The organism is Pseudomonas sp. MUP55, assembly GCF_034043515.1.
Taxonomy (GTDB): Bacteria; Pseudomonadota; Gammaproteobacteria; order Pseudomonadales; family Pseudomonadaceae; genus Aquipseudomonas.
This window is the reverse complement of sequence record NZ_CP138214.1, coordinates 5,342,641-5,356,859: the sequence shown is the minus strand read 5'-3', so window position 1 is coordinate 5,356,859 and position 14,219 is coordinate 5,342,641. Positions and strand designations below refer to the sequence as shown.

The 14,219-nt window shown below is 59.4% G+C and carries 11 protein-coding genes; all 11 read right to left on the bottom strand.

Translation table 11 applies throughout. From position 1 onward, the window contains the following. Window positions 1–56: 56 nt before the first annotated feature. Complete coding sequence (locus SC318_RS24210) at window positions 57–1,289, bottom strand: multifunctional CCA addition/repair protein (RefSeq protein ID WP_320428724.1); 1,233 nt, start codon at window positions 1,287–1,289, stop codon at window positions 57–59. A gap of 63 nt (window positions 1,290–1,352) precedes the next feature. After that, entirely contained in the window at window positions 1,353–2,918 is a 1,566-nt protein-coding gene (locus SC318_RS24205) for a SpoVR family protein (RefSeq protein WP_320428723.1), read from the bottom strand. Next, entirely contained in the window at window positions 2,915–4,186 is a 1,272-nt protein-coding gene (locus SC318_RS24200) for a YeaH/YhbH family protein (protein WP_320428722.1), read from the bottom strand. The genes SC318_RS24205 and SC318_RS24200 overlap by 4 nt, the downstream gene beginning before the upstream one ends. A gap of 99 nt (window positions 4,187–4,285) precedes the next feature. Further along, the gene (locus SC318_RS24195) at window positions 4,286–6,208 is read right to left on the bottom strand and encodes a PrkA family serine protein kinase (protein WP_124388444.1); all 1,923 of its coding nucleotides are present in this window, start codon (window positions 6,206–6,208) and stop codon (window positions 4,286–4,288) included. Between the two features lie 284 nt (window positions 6,209–6,492). Then, window positions 6,493–6,822, bottom strand: coding sequence for a thiosulfate sulfurtransferase GlpE (glpE, locus tag SC318_RS24190; protein ID WP_124388443.1), 330 nt, complete (start codon window positions 6,820–6,822; stop codon window positions 6,493–6,495). Between the two features lie 9 nt (window positions 6,823–6,831). Then, window positions 6,832–7,683, bottom strand: a complete 852-nt coding sequence (locus tag SC318_RS24185) for a symmetrical bis(5'-nucleosyl)-tetraphosphatase (protein WP_320428721.1) — start codon at window positions 7,681–7,683, stop codon at window positions 6,832–6,834. A 1-nt stretch (window position 7,684) separates the two neighbouring features. Continuing rightward, window positions 7,685–8,065 carry a Co2+/Mg2+ efflux facilitator ApaG/CorD gene (gene apaG, locus SC318_RS24180; RefSeq protein WP_017847811.1) on the bottom strand — a complete coding sequence of 127 codons (381 nt, stop codon included), beginning with the start codon at window positions 8,063–8,065 and terminating at the stop codon, window positions 7,685–7,687. A 195-nt stretch (window positions 8,066–8,260) separates the two neighbouring features. Further along, the gene (gene rsmA / locus SC318_RS24175; RefSeq protein ID WP_320428720.1) at window positions 8,261–9,073 is read right to left on the bottom strand and encodes a 16S rRNA (adenine(1518)-N(6)/adenine(1519)-N(6))-dimethyltransferase RsmA; all 813 of its coding nucleotides are present in this window, start codon (window positions 9,071–9,073) and stop codon (window positions 8,261–8,263) included. After that, window positions 9,070–10,059 carry a 4-hydroxythreonine-4-phosphate dehydrogenase PdxA gene (gene pdxA, locus SC318_RS24170; protein WP_320428719.1) on the bottom strand — a complete coding sequence of 330 codons (990 nt, stop codon included), beginning with the start codon at window positions 10,057–10,059 and terminating at the stop codon, window positions 9,070–9,072. The genes rsmA and pdxA overlap by 4 nt, the downstream gene beginning before the upstream one ends. Then, on the bottom strand, window positions 10,056–11,390 hold the full coding sequence (locus SC318_RS24165; protein ID WP_083217966.1) for a peptidylprolyl isomerase: 1,335 nt from the start codon (window positions 11,388–11,390) through the stop codon (window positions 10,056–10,058). The genes pdxA and SC318_RS24165 overlap by 4 nt, the downstream gene beginning before the upstream one ends. Beyond that, window positions 11,371–14,175: an LPS-assembly protein LptD gene (locus tag SC318_RS24160; RefSeq protein ID WP_320428718.1), complete on the bottom strand. Its 2,805-nt coding sequence runs from the start codon at window positions 14,173–14,175 to the stop codon at window positions 11,371–11,373. The genes SC318_RS24165 and SC318_RS24160 overlap by 20 nt, the downstream gene beginning before the upstream one ends. Window positions 14,176–14,219 lie beyond the last annotated feature (44 nt).

Below are 14,219 nucleotides of genomic sequence, written 5' to 3'. Positions count from 1 at the left end.
CGAAGAGCGTGAACGATAACGCAGCGCTCTCAGGTTTTTCGCGAGCAAGCTCGCTCCTACAATGAACTTTGTCGCTCCTTGTAGGCTTTCAGTGCGTTAAGCCGTTCACGCTTCAGGGCTTCGCCCAACTCCGGGCCTTTGAAGCCTTTCTCCAACAGTGGCGCCACGGCCACCTCGCGCGCAGTCTTCGCCGCGCCGCGCAAATAGTCCGCCTGTGGATAACTGCGCTGTTCCAGACCCTTGCGGCCCCGCGCATCCATCTCGCAGGCGACCACAAACTCCTCGAAGCGTTGCGGCCGACGGTAAACGTCGAAGCTTTGCAGCAGCTCCAGCAACGTCGAGGCCTTCAGCTCCAGGGCTCGATGCCCGTGGGTGTGATACTGCCCCACCAGCAGCGCCAGTTCCTGGCAATCCTTTGGCACTTTGAAGCGTTCATTGACCGCCTTGATCAGCTTCAAGCCCCGGTGCTCATGGGCAATATGCTGCGGTAACTTATCCACAGGCGTCAGGCCCTTGCCCAGGTCATGCAGCAGGCAGGCCCAGCGCACGGTCAGCGGCTGCTTATGTGCGGCAGCCTGCTCCAGCACGCTTAGCGTGTGTATGCCGGTATCGATCTCGGGGTGATGGGCTTCGGGTTGCGGTACGCCGAACAGCGCATCCACTTCCGGCATCAAGGTTTTCAACGCATGGCAGTCGCGCAGCACCTGGATAAACACCTGTGGCTGGTCTTCCATCAGTGCCCGGGAAATTTCCTTCCAGCTGCGCTCCGGTGTCAGGGCTTCCAGTTCACCGGATTCGCTGAGTTGACGCATCAGCTCCAGAGTCTGCGAAGCGACAGTAAAACCGAGGTGCGCATACCGCGCGGCAAACCGCGCAACGCGCAGGACTCGCAGTGGATCTTCGGCGAACGCGGGGGAAACGTGGCGTAAAATTCGCGCTTCCAAATCCCGTTGACCGTGGTAGGGGTCGGTCAGGTTACCGTCGTCGTCTTCGGCCATGGCATTGATGGTCAAGTCGCGGCGTATCAGGTCTTCTTCCAGCGTGACGTCGGGGCTGGCGTGAAACACGAAGCCGCCGTAGCCCCGGCCACTTTTGCGCTCTGTGCGGGCGAGGGCGTATTCATCGCCGTTTTTTGGGTCCAGGAACACGGGGAAGTCAGCGCCGACCGGTTTGAAGCCTTTGGCCTGCATTTCTTCGACGGTGGCGCCGACGACGACGCGGTCGATATCGGTGACCTCGATGCCCAGCAAGCGATCACGCACGGCACCGCCGACCTTGTAGATTTTCATGAAAAAGCCTCCATTAGCGGCACAGGATAACGCCTGTGCCTTACCAATGGAGGCTTTGCTGTTTCAGAGATGTACGACGGCCAGGTCCAGGCGGCCGTAGTCGTTGTCGTTATGGTCGCTGCGCGGTGGTACATGGTGGGTTTTCATCACTTGGTCGCCCTGCAGGGTTTCCAGGTGGATATCGAAGCCCCATAGCCGGTGCAGGTGCTTGAGTACTTCCTCGGTGGATTCGCCCAGGGGTTTGCGGTCGTGCTGTTGATGACGCAAGGTCAGTGAGCGGTCACCGCGCACGTCGATGCTGTAGATCTGTACGTTGGGCTCGCGGTTGCCCAGGTTGTACTGCGCTGCCAGGGTCTCGCGAATGGTGCGATAGCCAGGCTCGTCGTGGATGGCCGGCACAACCAGATCGTCCTTGAGGTCGTCATCCAGGATGCTGAACAGCTTGAGGTCGCGAATAACCTGGGGCGACAGGTACTGCAGGATGAAGCTTTCGTCCTTGAAACTGCTCATGGCGAACTTGATGGTGGAGAGCCAGTCGCTGCCGGCGATTTCCGGGAACCAGCGACGGTCTTCCTCGGTGGGGTGCTCGCACATGCGACGAATGTCACGGTACATCGCAAAGCCCAGTGCGTAGGGGTTGATACCGTTGTAGTACGGGCTGTCGAAGCCGGGCTGGAACACCACGCTGGTGTGGGATGTGAGGAATTCCATCATGAAGCCGTCGGTGACCAGGCCTTCGTCGTACAGGTCGTTCATCAGGGTGTAGTGCCAGAACGTCGCCCAACCCTCGTTCATCACCTGAGTCTGGCGCTGTGGATAGAAATACTGCGCGATCTTGCGCACGATACGCACGATTTCCCGTTGCCAGGGTTCCAGCAACGGTGCGTGTTTCTCCAGGAAATACAGGATGTTCTCCTGAGGTTCGGCGGGGAAACGTGCGTTGTCCTTGTCATTGTTTTTGTCGGCGCGCTTTGGAATGGTGCGCCACAAATCGTTGATCTGTTTCTGCAGGTGTTCCTCACGCTCCGCCTGGCGCAGCCGTTCTTCTTCGGCCGAAATCGGATAAGGGCGTTTGTAGCGGTCGACGCCGTAGTTCATCAAGGCGTGGCAGGAGTCGAGCAGGTCCTCTACCGCGTCGATGCCGTGGCGCTCCTCGCATTGCATGATGTACTGCTTGGCGAACACCAGGTAATCGATGATCGAACTGGCGTCGGTCCAGGTGCGGAACAGGTAGTTGCCCTTGAAAAAGCTGTTATGCCCGTAGCACGCGTGCGCCACCACCAAGGCCTGCATGCAGATGGTGTTTTCTTCCATCAGGTAGGCGATGCACGGGTCGGAGTTGATCACGATCTCATAGGCCAGCCCCATCTGGCCCCGGGTGTAGGATTTCTCGGTGCTGAGGAAGTGTTTGCCGTAGGACCAATGGTGATAACCCAGCGGCATGCCGACGGAGGCGTAGGCATCCATCATCTGCTCGGCGGTGATCACTTCGATCTGATTGGGGTAGGTGTCCAGCGCATAACCGGCCGCGATACGGCTGATTTCCCGGTCGTAGGCCTGGATCAGTTCAAAGGTCCACTCGGACCCGGTGGAGATGGGTTGGCGCTTATGCTCTTTTTTGGCGGTCATGTCACTAACCTGCGCTGGAAGAGTTCACGGAAGACCGGGTAGATATCGCCGGCCGAGACCAGTTGCTGCTGGGCGAACGTGTCGGCAAAGGCTTCGCCGATGCGTTCGTATTCGAACCATAGCGCCTGGTGCTCACGGGGGGTAATTTCGACGTAGGTGTAGTACTGCACGAAAGGCATGATCTGGTTGATCAGGATGTCGCGGCAGATCGGCGAGTCATCGTTCCAGTTGTCACCGTCGGACGCCTGGGCGGCATAGATATTCCACTCGTTGGCCGGGTAACGCTCGGCCATGATTTCCTGCATCAGCTTGAGCGCGCTGGAGACGATGGTGCCGCCGGTTTCACGCGAGTAGAAGAACTCCTCTTCGTCCACTTCCCGAGCGCTGGTGTGATGACGGATGAACACCACTTCGATTTTGTCGTAGTTTCGCTTCAGGAACAGGTACAGCAGGATGAAGAAGCGCTTGGCAATGTCCTTGGTGGCCTGGGTCATGGAGCCGGATACGTCCATCAGGCAGAACATCACGGCCTTGGAGCTGGGGTTGGGCTGCTTGACCAGCAGGTTGTATTTGAGGTCGAAGGTGTCGAGAAACGGCACACGGTGAATGCGCGCGCTGAGTTTCTCGATTTCCGCCTCGATTTCCTGAATATCGCCGAAGTTGTCCGGCTCTTCGCGCTTCAATCGCGCCAACTCTTCCTTGGCCTGCTTCAATTTTGCACGGCTGCTGCCTGACAGGGCGATACGTCGAGCGTGGGCCGAGCGCAGGGTGCGGATGATGTTGATACGGGACGGATTGCCTTCGTTGCTGATACCCGCACGCACGGTTTTGAAGGTGTCGGTGCCGGTCAGGTTGCGTTTGACCAGGTTGGGCAGCTCCAGGTCCTCGAACATGAATTCGAGAAACTCCTCCTGGGTGATCTGGAATACGAACTCATCCATGCCTTCGCCGGAATTACCGGCCTTGCCCGCGCCCTTGCCGCCACCGCCCCCCTGCGGGCGCTGAATGTGTTCGCCTGTGGTGAATTCCTTGTTGCCCGGATGCACGACAGTCTGTTTGCCGCCCCGGCCGTGGTGCAGCACCGGTTCGTCGATGTCCCGTCCGGGAATGCTGATTTGTTCGCCATGCTCCATGTCGGTGATGGAGCGGCGGCTGACGGCCTCTTCAACGGCCTTTTTGATGTGGTCGCGGTAACGCCGCAGGAAACGCTGGCGGTTTACCGTGCTCTTGTTCTTGCCATTGAGGCGTCGGTCGATCACATAGCTCATGGGGGCCCCTCCGGGGAGCTTCAAGTCGTAAGCTGCAAGCGACAAGTAAAAGCGGATCGGCTTTTACTTGCAGCTTGTAGCTAAAAGCTTGCAGCTACGTCATTGCGATTTCCGGACCCGTAGGTACCATTCCGAAAGAAGGCGTACCTGTTTGTCGGTGTAGCCGCGCTCGACCATTCGTGTGACGAAGTCGTTGTGTTTTTGCTGATCCTCCTTGCTGGCCTTGGCGTTGAAGCTGATAACCGGCAGCAGATCTTCAGTGTTGGAGAACATTTTCTTCTCGATCACTACGCGCAGCTTCTCGTAGCTGAGCCAGGTTGGGTTCTTGCCGTTGTTGTTGGCGCGGGCGCGCAGCACGAAGTTGACGATTTCGTTGCGGAAATCCTTCGGATTGCTGATGCCGGCGGGTTTCTCGATCTTCTCCAGTTCCTCGTTGAGCGCCACGCGGTTGAGGATTTCGCCCGTTTCCGGATCGCGGTATTCCTGGTCCTGGATCCAGAAGTCGGCGTACAGCACGTAGCGATCGAAGATGTTCTGACCGTACTCGCTGTAGGACTCGAGGTAAGCGGTCTGGATTTCCTTGCCGATGAACTCGATATAGCGCGGCGCCAGGTATTCCTTGAGGAAGCGCAGATAGCGCTCGCGGGTTTCGGCCTGGAATTGTTCCTGTTCGATCTGCTGTTCCAGCACGTACAACAGGTGCACCGGGTTGGCGGCGATCTCGTGGGGGTCGAAGTTGAAGACCTTGGAGAGAATCTTGAATGCAAAGCGCGTCGACAGGCCGTTCATGCCTTCATCGACGCCCGCCGTGTCGCGGTATTCCTGGATCGATTTGGCCTTGGGATCGGTGTCCTTGAGGTTTTCGCCGTCGTACACCCGCATTTTCGAGTAGATATTCGAGTTCTCCGGCTCCTTGAGGCGCGACAGCACGGTGAACTGGGCGAGCATCTTCAGGGTGTCGGGTGCGCAATGAGCCTTGGCCAGGGAGCTGTTGAACAGCAGTTTGTCGTAGATCTTGATCTCGTCACTGACCCGCAGGCAGTACGGCACCTTGACGATGTAGATACGGTCGATAAAGGCTTCGTTGTTCTTGTTGTTGCGGAAGGTATGCCACTCCGATTCGTTGGAGTGCGCCAGCAGGATCCCGGTGAACGGAATCGCGCCCAGGCCTTCGGTACTGTTGTAGTTGCCTTCCTGGGTTGCGGTAAGCAGTGGGTGCAGCACCTTGATCGGCGCCTTGAACATCTCCACGAACTCCATCAGGCCCTGGTTGGCCCGGCACAGCGCGCCCGAGTAGCTGTAGGCGTCGGCGTCGTTCTGCGGGAATTCTTCCAGTTTTCGGATATCGACCTTACCCACCAGCGCCGAAATATCCTGGTTGTTCTCGTCGCCCGGCTCGGTCTTGGCGACGCCGATCTGGTTGAGGATCGAGGGGTAGAGCTTGACCACGCGGAACTGGCTGATATCTCCGCCGAACTCGGACAGGCGCTTGGTGGCCCAGGGCGACATGATGGTATTGAGGTAGCGCCGTGGGATGCCGAAGTCTTCTTCGAGGATCGCGCCATCTTCGGTGGCGTTGAACAGGCCCAGGGGCGACTCGAACACCGGCGAGCCCTTGATCGCGTAGAAGGGCACTTTTTCGATGAGTTGCTTAAGTTTTTCAGCCAGGGACGACTTGCCGCCGCCAACCGGGCCGAGCAGGTAGAGGATCTGTTTCTTTTCCTCCAGGCCTTGGGCGGCATGGCGGAAGTAGGAGACGATCTGGTCGATGCATTCTTCCATGCCATGGAAGTCTTCAAAGGCCGGATAACGGCGGATCACCTTGTTGGAGAATATCCGCGACAGACGCGAATTGTTCGAGGTGTCCACCAACTCCGGCTCGCCAATCGCCAGCAGCAGGCGCTCGGCGGCAGACGCGTAGGTGCTGCGGTCCCGTTTGCAAAGTTCAAGATACTCTTGAAGCGTGAGTTCTTCCTGTTGTGTGGACTCGAAACGTTGTTGGAAGTGGCTAAAGATACTCATGACGTCGTCACCTCGCTCGATACGTGGAGCCGACGCCGGATCAATCAGTCGATGCTGGCAGCCCTTGACGTTCGCCAATGGCTGTTTTCCCCCAGAACACCCTGAAACGCTACCGATGACCCGCGCGCCGGTGTACCGGCTCTCCCCTGATTTGGATGGCCTGCGCTTAAGGATAGTTCGGAATCGGGGAGGTCAAGGCGCGATACGTAATTAGTTTGGCTGCGCCGTTCGTCAGAAACGGCGCAAGCCCAAGCGTCACGCGGGGTAGCGGGGTGTGAAAAAAATTATTGCGAATCGCCTGAGGAAATTTCTGCAGGATAGGTCGCACGCCACAGCTCAAAGCCGCCATCCAGGCTATAGACGTCGGAGAAACCCTGGCTGACCAGATAGGCCGCGGCGCTTTGGCTCGAATTGCCGTGGTAGCACGCGACGATCAGGGGGGCGTCGAGATCGGCGGCGCGGATGAAGTCGGCGATGTTGACGTTGTCCAGATGCTGGGCGCCGCTGATATGAGCAGCGGCATAGGTTGGCTGGTCACGGATATCGACGACCACAGCACCTTGCTCGCGCAGGGCCTGGGCTTGTTCGGGGGGGATACGTTTGAATTCTGTCATGGCGGGCTCCTAGGGCTTGGCGGCGGCCGTCTGTGTAGTGGGTTCGGGGGAGTCACACTGGCAGCTGATGCGCTCGCCGGTGTCGATGTTCATCAGCGTCATGGCGCCGCCCCACACGCAACCGGTGTCGAGGGCGAACACGCCGGGTTCTTCGCACTTGCCTTCAAGGGCGGCCCAGTGGCCGAAGACAATTTTCGTGTCGCGGGTTTTGCGTTCCTTGTGGGCAAACCAGGGCTTATAGCCAGGCAGCGCGGTGTCGGCGCCTTCCTTGCTCTTGAGGTCCAGTTTGCCCTCGGCCGTGCAGAAGCGCATGCGCGTGAAGTAGTTGGTGATCACTCTCAGGCGGGCGACGCCGGTAAGGTCGTTGTCCCACTTCACCGGCTCGTTGCCATACATGCCATCGAGGTAGGCACTGTAGAGGTTGTCATCGGCCAATGCGCTTTCGACTTCGGCGGCGCATTTGAGGGCTTTTTTCACTGTCCATTGCGGTGGGATGCCGGCATGGACCAGGGCGATGTCACGGGCCTCGTCGTAATGCAGGAGCTTCTGTCGGCGCAACCATTCCAGCAACTCGGCGCAGTCCGGCGCTTCGAGGATTTCCCGCAGGGTGTCGCCTTTTTTCAGGCGCTCGATGTTACGACCGGCTGCGAGCAGGTGCAGATCATGATTGCCCAGCACACAGACCAGTGAGTCGCGCAGGTTATAGAGGTAACGCAAGGTTTCCAGAGACTGCGGGCCGCGGTTGACCAGGTCACCGACCAGCCACAGGCGATCGTTTGCCGGGTCGAAAGCCACGCGTTCGAGCAGGCACTTGAGGGGCTCCAGGCAACCTTGCAGGTCGCCGACCGCATACGTTGCCATGTCAGTGCAGCGCTCCGGGTACGGCGAGGCGGAAGGGCTTGATGATCGCGTCGAACAGTTTGCCGTCGGTCGCCTTCATTTGATACGAACCTTGCATGGTGCCGACTTTGGAAGTCATTACCGTACCGCTGCTGTAGGTGTGGCTGGCGCCGATGTCGATCAACGGTTGCTGGCCAACCACACCCGCGCCGCGCACTTCCTCGACCTGACCGTCACCATCAGTGATCACCCAATGGCGTGACAGCAGCTTGGCCGGCACCAGCCCGTTGTTTTTCACCGTGATGGTGTAGGCAAAGGCAAAGCGGTTGTGTTCAGGTTGCGATTGGTCCGCCAGGAAGCGGGTGACGACGCTGACGTCGATCTGGTAGCGAGGATCGGACATGCAAGAGGCCTTAAAAGCAAATGCGGAGGACAGCAGATGCGGGCCAGTCTAGGCCAATAGGTGGTCACTAGGCCAGATACGTGATCCAAATGTGGGAGGGGGCTTGCCCCCGATAGCGGTGGGTCAGGTAAACATTCATTTACTGAGACGCCGCCATCGGGGGCAAGCCCCCTCCCACATTTTTTTCCTGATGCCTTATTCCACTGTCGGCGCTGGCTGGATGGCAAGCTGGTCGGCCAGGCGCACGAACGCGGCCAGGTCCAGTTGCTCGGGGCGCAGGCTGCCGTCGACGCCGGCCGCTTCGATTTCGGCGTTGCTCAGCAGCGCCTTGAGGGTGTTGCGCAGGGTCTTGCGGCGTTGGTTGAAGGCTTCGCGCACGACGCGCTCCAACAGTTTGTGGTCTTTGGCCGGGTGCGGCAGCACGGCATGCGGTACCAGGCGCACGATGGCCGAGTCGACCTTCGGCGGCGGGTTGAATGCACCTGGGCCCACGTTGAACAGATGTTCCACGCGGCAATGGTACTGAACCATGATCGACAGACGGCCCCAATCACCACCACCCGGCCCGGCGGCCAAGCGCTCCACCACTTCCTTTTGCAGCATGAAGTGCATGTCGCGGATGATTCCGGCGTTGTTCAGCAGGTGGAAAATCAGCGGTGTGGAGATGTTGTACGGCAGGTTACCCACCACCCGCAGGCTGCTAGGCGCAGCATTGAGGCTGTTGAAGTCGAACTTCAGTGCGTCGCCCTGGTGCAGGTTGAAATTGGATTTGCCAGCGAACTGCTGGTTGAGGATCGGGATCAGGTCCTTGTCCAGCTCAACCACGTCCAATTGACCCCCACTGGCCAGCAGGCCTTGGGTCAAAGCGCCCTGGCCCGGGCCGATTTCCAGCAGACGGTCTTCGGGCTTGGCATGGATAGAGCGCAGGATGCGGTCGATCACGCCAGCGTCGTGCAGGAAGTTTTGCCCGAAGCGCTTGCGCGCCCGGTGTTGGTAATGCTCAGTCATATACGGGTCTCGGCCATCTGATAGGCGGTTTCCAGGGCCACGTGCAGGCTGCCGGTGTCGATCTTGCCGCTGCCTGCCAGGTCCAGGGCGGTGCCATGGTCCACGGAGGTACGGATGATCGGCAGCCCCAGCGTCACGTTGACGGCGGCGCCGAAGCCTTTGTATTTCAGCACGGGCAGTCCCTGGTCGTGGTACATCGCCAGCACTGCGTCGCAGTGCTCCAGATATTTGGGGGTAAACAGAGTGTCTGCAGGCAACGGGCCGCGCAGGTCCATGCCTTCTTGGCGCAGGCACTCTAATGTCGGTTCAATGATGTCGATTTCTTCATGGCCCAAATGCCCGCCTTCACCGGCGTGCGGGTTGAGCCCACAGACCAGGATGCGCGGTTGGGCAATGCCGAACTTGTGTTGCAGGTCGGCGTGCAGGATGCGCGTAACGCGTTCTATGCGCTCGGCGGTGATGGCGTCGGCGACAGCGCGCAGCGGGAGGTGCGTGGTGACCAGCGCGACGCGAAGGCCGCGGGTGGCCAGCATCATCACGACCTGTTCGGTGTGGGTGAGCTCGGCAAGGAACTCGGTATGGCCGGAAAAGGCGATACCGGACTCATTGATCACGCCTTTATGGACGGGCGCGGTAATCATGCCGGCGAAATCGCCGTCGATGCAGCCTTGGCCGGCGCGGGTCAGGGTCTTCAGCACGAAGGCCGCATTGGCCTTGTCCAGTTGCCCGGCGACGACCTTGGCTTGCAGCGGGGTATCCCACACATACAGGCTGCCTGCCGGAGCCGGCAGGTCGGGCCAGTTGCCCGGTGCGACGCTCAGCAGGTTGACAGCCACACCCAGCTGCGCGGCCCGCTCAAGGAGCAGGTCGCGGCTGGTAATGGCAATCAGGGGGTGTGGCTGGGGTTGCGAGGCGAGCAGCAGGCACAGGTCTGGACCAATGCCGGCCGGCTCGCCGGGTGTCACGGCGAAACGCTGGGGTTTCACTGGGCTGCCTGGTCGGTGCCTGTTTGCTCGGCGCCTGGCAGCTTGTTTTCAACGTAGGCTTCGTCACGGATCTGACGCAACCAGGTTTGCAGCTCTTCATCGTATTTGCGGTTACGCAGTACGGTCAGCGCTTGCTGTTCGCGGGCCTGGTTGGTGTTGTCCGTGGCGCGACGGCCAAGGACTTCCAGTACATGCCAGCCGTATTGGGTCTTGAACGGCTTGGACAGCACGCCTTGCGGCGTATCGGCCATTACCTGCTGGAACTCGGGCACCAGTGCTTTCGGGTCGATCCAGTTCAGGTCGCCGCCGTTGAGGGCAGAACCTGGGTCCTCCGAAAAGCTCTTGGCCAGGGTGGCGAAGTCTTCACCGCTTTCGATGCGGTCATAGATCTTCTGGGCCAGTTCCTTGGTTTGTGCCTCGGTACGGATTTCGCTTGGTTTGACCAGGATGTGACGAACATGTACTTCGTCTTTCAGCGAGGTCTCGCCGCCGCGCTTGCCCAGCAGCTTGAGGATGATGAAGCCGCCTGGCGTACGGGCCGGCTGGGTGATGTCACCCACGTTCATCGCGCTCAGCTCACGGTCGAACGGAGGGGGCAGCTGAGCGGCTTTACGCCAGCCCATGTCACCGCCGTCGAGCGCGTTGTCGCTGCCGGACTGGGCAATTGCCATCTGGGCGAAATCAGCGCCGGCCTTGAGGCGATCATAGATAGCCTGGGTTTTGGCGGCAGCAGCATTGAGCTGCTCGGCGTTGGCGCTGTCTGGCGTCGGGATCAGGATATTGGCCAGGTGCAGCTCTTCGGAAAGCTGCATCTTGCCCAGGTCCGAGGCCAGGAAGTTCTTCACTTCCTGCTCCGACACCTGAACCCGTTCGGCTACGCGACGCTGACGCACACGGCTGATGATCATTTCGCGCTTGATCTGGTCACGTGCGTCCTCGTAGGACAGGCCATCGTGGGCCAGGGCCGCGCGGAACTGATCGATGCTCATGTTGTTACGCTGAGCGATGGTGCCGACAGCCTGGTTCAGCTCTTCGTCAGAAATCCGGATACCGGAGCGTTCGCCGATCTGCAGCTGCAGGTTTTCGACGATCAGGCGTTCCAGCACCTGGGGTTCCAGGACGCTGGTGGGCGGCACACCACCGCCACGCTTGGCGATGGTTTGCTGAACTTCCTTGACCCGTTGGTCCAGTTGGCTCTGCATGATCACGTCGTTATCGACGATGGCTGCGACTTTATCCAGCTGTTGCACCGCGGCATGCGCCGAGGCGGCACCCAGGAACAGCGCGCCCAGCACGAGCGGGCGCAAGCACTCAGAAAGCTTTGTCTTCACGTTCACGATAACCTTCAATGCCTTTGTCGAGGAAGCTCTCTACCTTGGCGCCGGTCAGGCCGCCGAGTCCTTTGAGGACGATCTGGAAGAAGAGCCCGTGGTCACCCTTTTCGTTAAGCGGGGCGATCTGGCTGTATTCGTCGTTGGAAACCCAGTAACGGTTGATGACGCGCAGTTTCCAGCAGCAGTTGTCGTATTCGAAACCACCAAAGGCTTCCAGGGTACGGTTGCGGGCGTAGTCATACTGCCAGCGGGTGATCAGGTTCCACTGTGGAATGATCGGCCACATCATCGAGAAGTCGTGTTGTTGGATTTTGTAGTAATCCTTCACGTAGTTCGTATCGCCTGGTTCGCCGTAGTCGCCACCGAACTGCCATTTGCCGGTCTGCTGGTTGTAGACCACTTGATCGTTGCGATAGCGATAGCCGAGGTTGACCACCTTGTTCGGGTTATCTTCCGGCTGATAGTGGAACATCGCGCTGCCGGAGCGTGGGGCATGGCTTTCTGTGTCCCAGTTGTAGTCGGCAGTGGCGCGCCAGTCGCGGTTGAAGCGGAACTCATATTCCAGCGCGATAGGTGAGACATCGGTGCTAGCGTCGTCGCGGTCGGCTGCCAGTACGCCTGGCAGTTGAACTTCGCGGTCCTTGAAGTACAGCGCCTGGCCCACGGAAACGCGTTGGCGCTCGAAACCATTATCTTCGATCCAACGGCTGGTAACGCCTAAGGACAGTTTGTTCTCGTCACCGATCCGGTCGGAGCCGCTGAAGCGGTTGTCGCGGAACAGCGAGGAGTAGCTGAACGAGTACTCACTGGTATCGAAAACCGGAATATCGCTCTGGTCCTTGTTCGGTACGTAGAGATAGTACGCCCGCGGTTCGAGGGTCTGGTTGAAGTCTTTACCGAACAAATTGGTCTTGCGATCAAAGTAAAGCCCGCTGTCTACACTGGCGATAGGTATTGCGCGGTCCTGCGAGCTCTTAAAGGTCTGACCAGCAGCGGCCATTTGGCTCTTGCCGGTACCATCAAGATCAAGATCGTACTTGGTATAGACGTACTTCAACTTCGGCGTCACAAAGCCGTAGGACCAATTCATCGGATAAGAGACAGATGGCGCGACGTTGAGGCGGGTACCGTTCGCGCGGGTCAGACCTGTTACGTTCTCATCCAGGCGCCTTTCACCCAAAAGGCCGGTGACAGGATCAAATGGGCCGCCATCCTTGTCGAGAACTCTGCCGCTGCGCAGGTCGCGGTCAAATCTAACCGCTTCGGTCTCATAAGCGAAGTTCAGCCCTGCCGGTTGAAACGGGAGCGTGCCGTTTAATGTGATTTGCGGTAAACGATCATACGGAGTGATCTGGGAAATCGTCGCCAGTTGGTACGACTGCAAGTTCACGGCGGCCTGGTAGCTATCGCCGCGGTAGCTCACAGTACCTTGCTGGTTCAGGAAGTCCTGGCTCTGCACGCCTTCCTGATACGACTTCAAGTCTTGGAAATAGAACGGATCACTGATCTTGGTGTAATCAACCAGTGTCGTCAGGCGCGAGTCCAGCCCACCCCGATGCTGCCAATTGAGCATATAGCGAGTTTTTTCGGAGTCGGTCTGCTTCTCCCGCTCGTCGCTGTCATCATTCAGATACGCCCCACCAAACTGCCCTTCACTCGACTTGGTGAGGTAGCGGAATTCGCCCTCCATCAACAGGCCGCGCTTGGTCATGTATTGCGGGTACAACGTGGCGTCGTAGTTCGGTGCCAGGTTGAAGTAGTACGGCGTCACCAGCGTAAAGCCAGTCTCGCTGCCGGTGCTGAAGCTTGGCGGCAGGAAGCCGGACTGACGACGGTCGTCAATCGGGAAATAGATGTAAGGGGTGTACAGGATCGGGATGTTCTTGACCCGCAACGTCGCGTTGGTGGCCGTACCGAAACCGGTGGCCGGGTTCAACGTGATGTTGTTGCCCTTGAGCTGCCAGGCGTTGCTGTCTGGCTCGCAGGTGGTGTACGTACCGTCCTTGAGACGGATGATCGCGTTCTCGGCACGCTTGGCGTACAGCGCGTTACCGCGGATGCGCGACTTGTGCATCACGTATTCGGCGTTGTCGATCTGGGCGGCGCCGGTGTCGAGCTGGACCTGGGCATGGTCGCCCACGATCAGCGCGCCGTTGTCACGCAGACGCACGTTGCCGTTGAGCTCGCCACGGTTCTCCGCCTGGTACAGGCTGGCTTCCTGGGATTCGAGCTGCATGCTGCCCTGACGCATGACGACGTCACCGGCCAGTGTGGCGACCTGCTGTTCCTGCTCGTAACGAGAAGCCTTGGCACCGATGAAGGTCGGCGCATCGCTCTTGTTCGTCTTGTCGTTCATGCCAGGACGAGTCGGCTCGATGTAGGCGCCGCCGCAGTAAGGGCCGGTTTCGGCCAGCTGCGCTGCGGTCAGCTTCTCGCGAGGCACCCAGTCCAGGTGGCTGTAGTCTTTGCTGCGCGAACGCAGGCCTCGGCCCTTGGCTTCGGTGACCAGCATGGTCTTGGGCTCGGCGTCGACGCTGCCGCCAGCCTCGCCTTGCGGCGTGCTGTTGGCCGAGCTGACGGCAGAGCCGTCATGCACCGGGCGCGGTGGCAATGGGGCGGCGGCGGTCTTCGGCGCGCAATCCCAGGCACCCGAAGCAGAGACTGAGCAGTCATACTGTTCCGCGGCGACCACGAATGAGGTGGCGAAAGGTTGCATGGCCAGCAGACTGCCGGTTACCAGCAACGGAAATTTTCTACGAAACGCGGGGGATTTCAATGCCATCTTATTAGTCCGGGCTTCCTGCGTGCCATCTGCCCGCGGTGTGG

Coding starts and splice junctions, on each gene's coding strand:
- SC318_RS24210 (WP_320428724.1), bottom strand. CDS start 1,289: ATGAAAATCTACAAGGTCGGCGGTGCCGTGCGTGATCGCTTGCTGGGC.
- SC318_RS24205 (WP_320428723.1), bottom strand. CDS start 2,918: ATGACCGCCAAAAAAGAGCATAAGCGCCAACCCATCTCCACCGGGTCC.
- SC318_RS24200 (WP_320428722.1), bottom strand. CDS start 4,186: ATGAGCTATGTGATCGACCGACGCCTCAATGGCAAGAACAAGAGCACG.
- SC318_RS24195 (WP_124388444.1), bottom strand. CDS start 6,208: ATGAGTATCTTTAGCCACTTCCAACAACGTTTCGAGTCCACACAACAG.
- glpE (WP_124388443.1), bottom strand. CDS start 6,822: ATGACAGAATTCAAACGTATCCCCCCCGAACAAGCCCAGGCCCTGCGC.
- SC318_RS24185 (WP_320428721.1), bottom strand. CDS start 7,683: ATGGCAACGTATGCGGTCGGCGACCTGCAAGGTTGCCTGGAGCCCCTC.
- apaG (WP_017847811.1), bottom strand. CDS start 8,065: ATGTCCGATCCTCGCTACCAGATCGACGTCAGCGTCGTCACCCGCTTC.
- rsmA (WP_320428720.1), bottom strand. CDS start 9,073: ATGACTGAGCATTACCAACACCGGGCGCGCAAGCGCTTCGGGCAAAAC.
- SC318_RS24160 (WP_320428718.1), bottom strand. CDS start 14,175: ATGGCATTGAAATCCCCCGCGTTTCGTAGAAAATTTCCGTTGCTGGTA.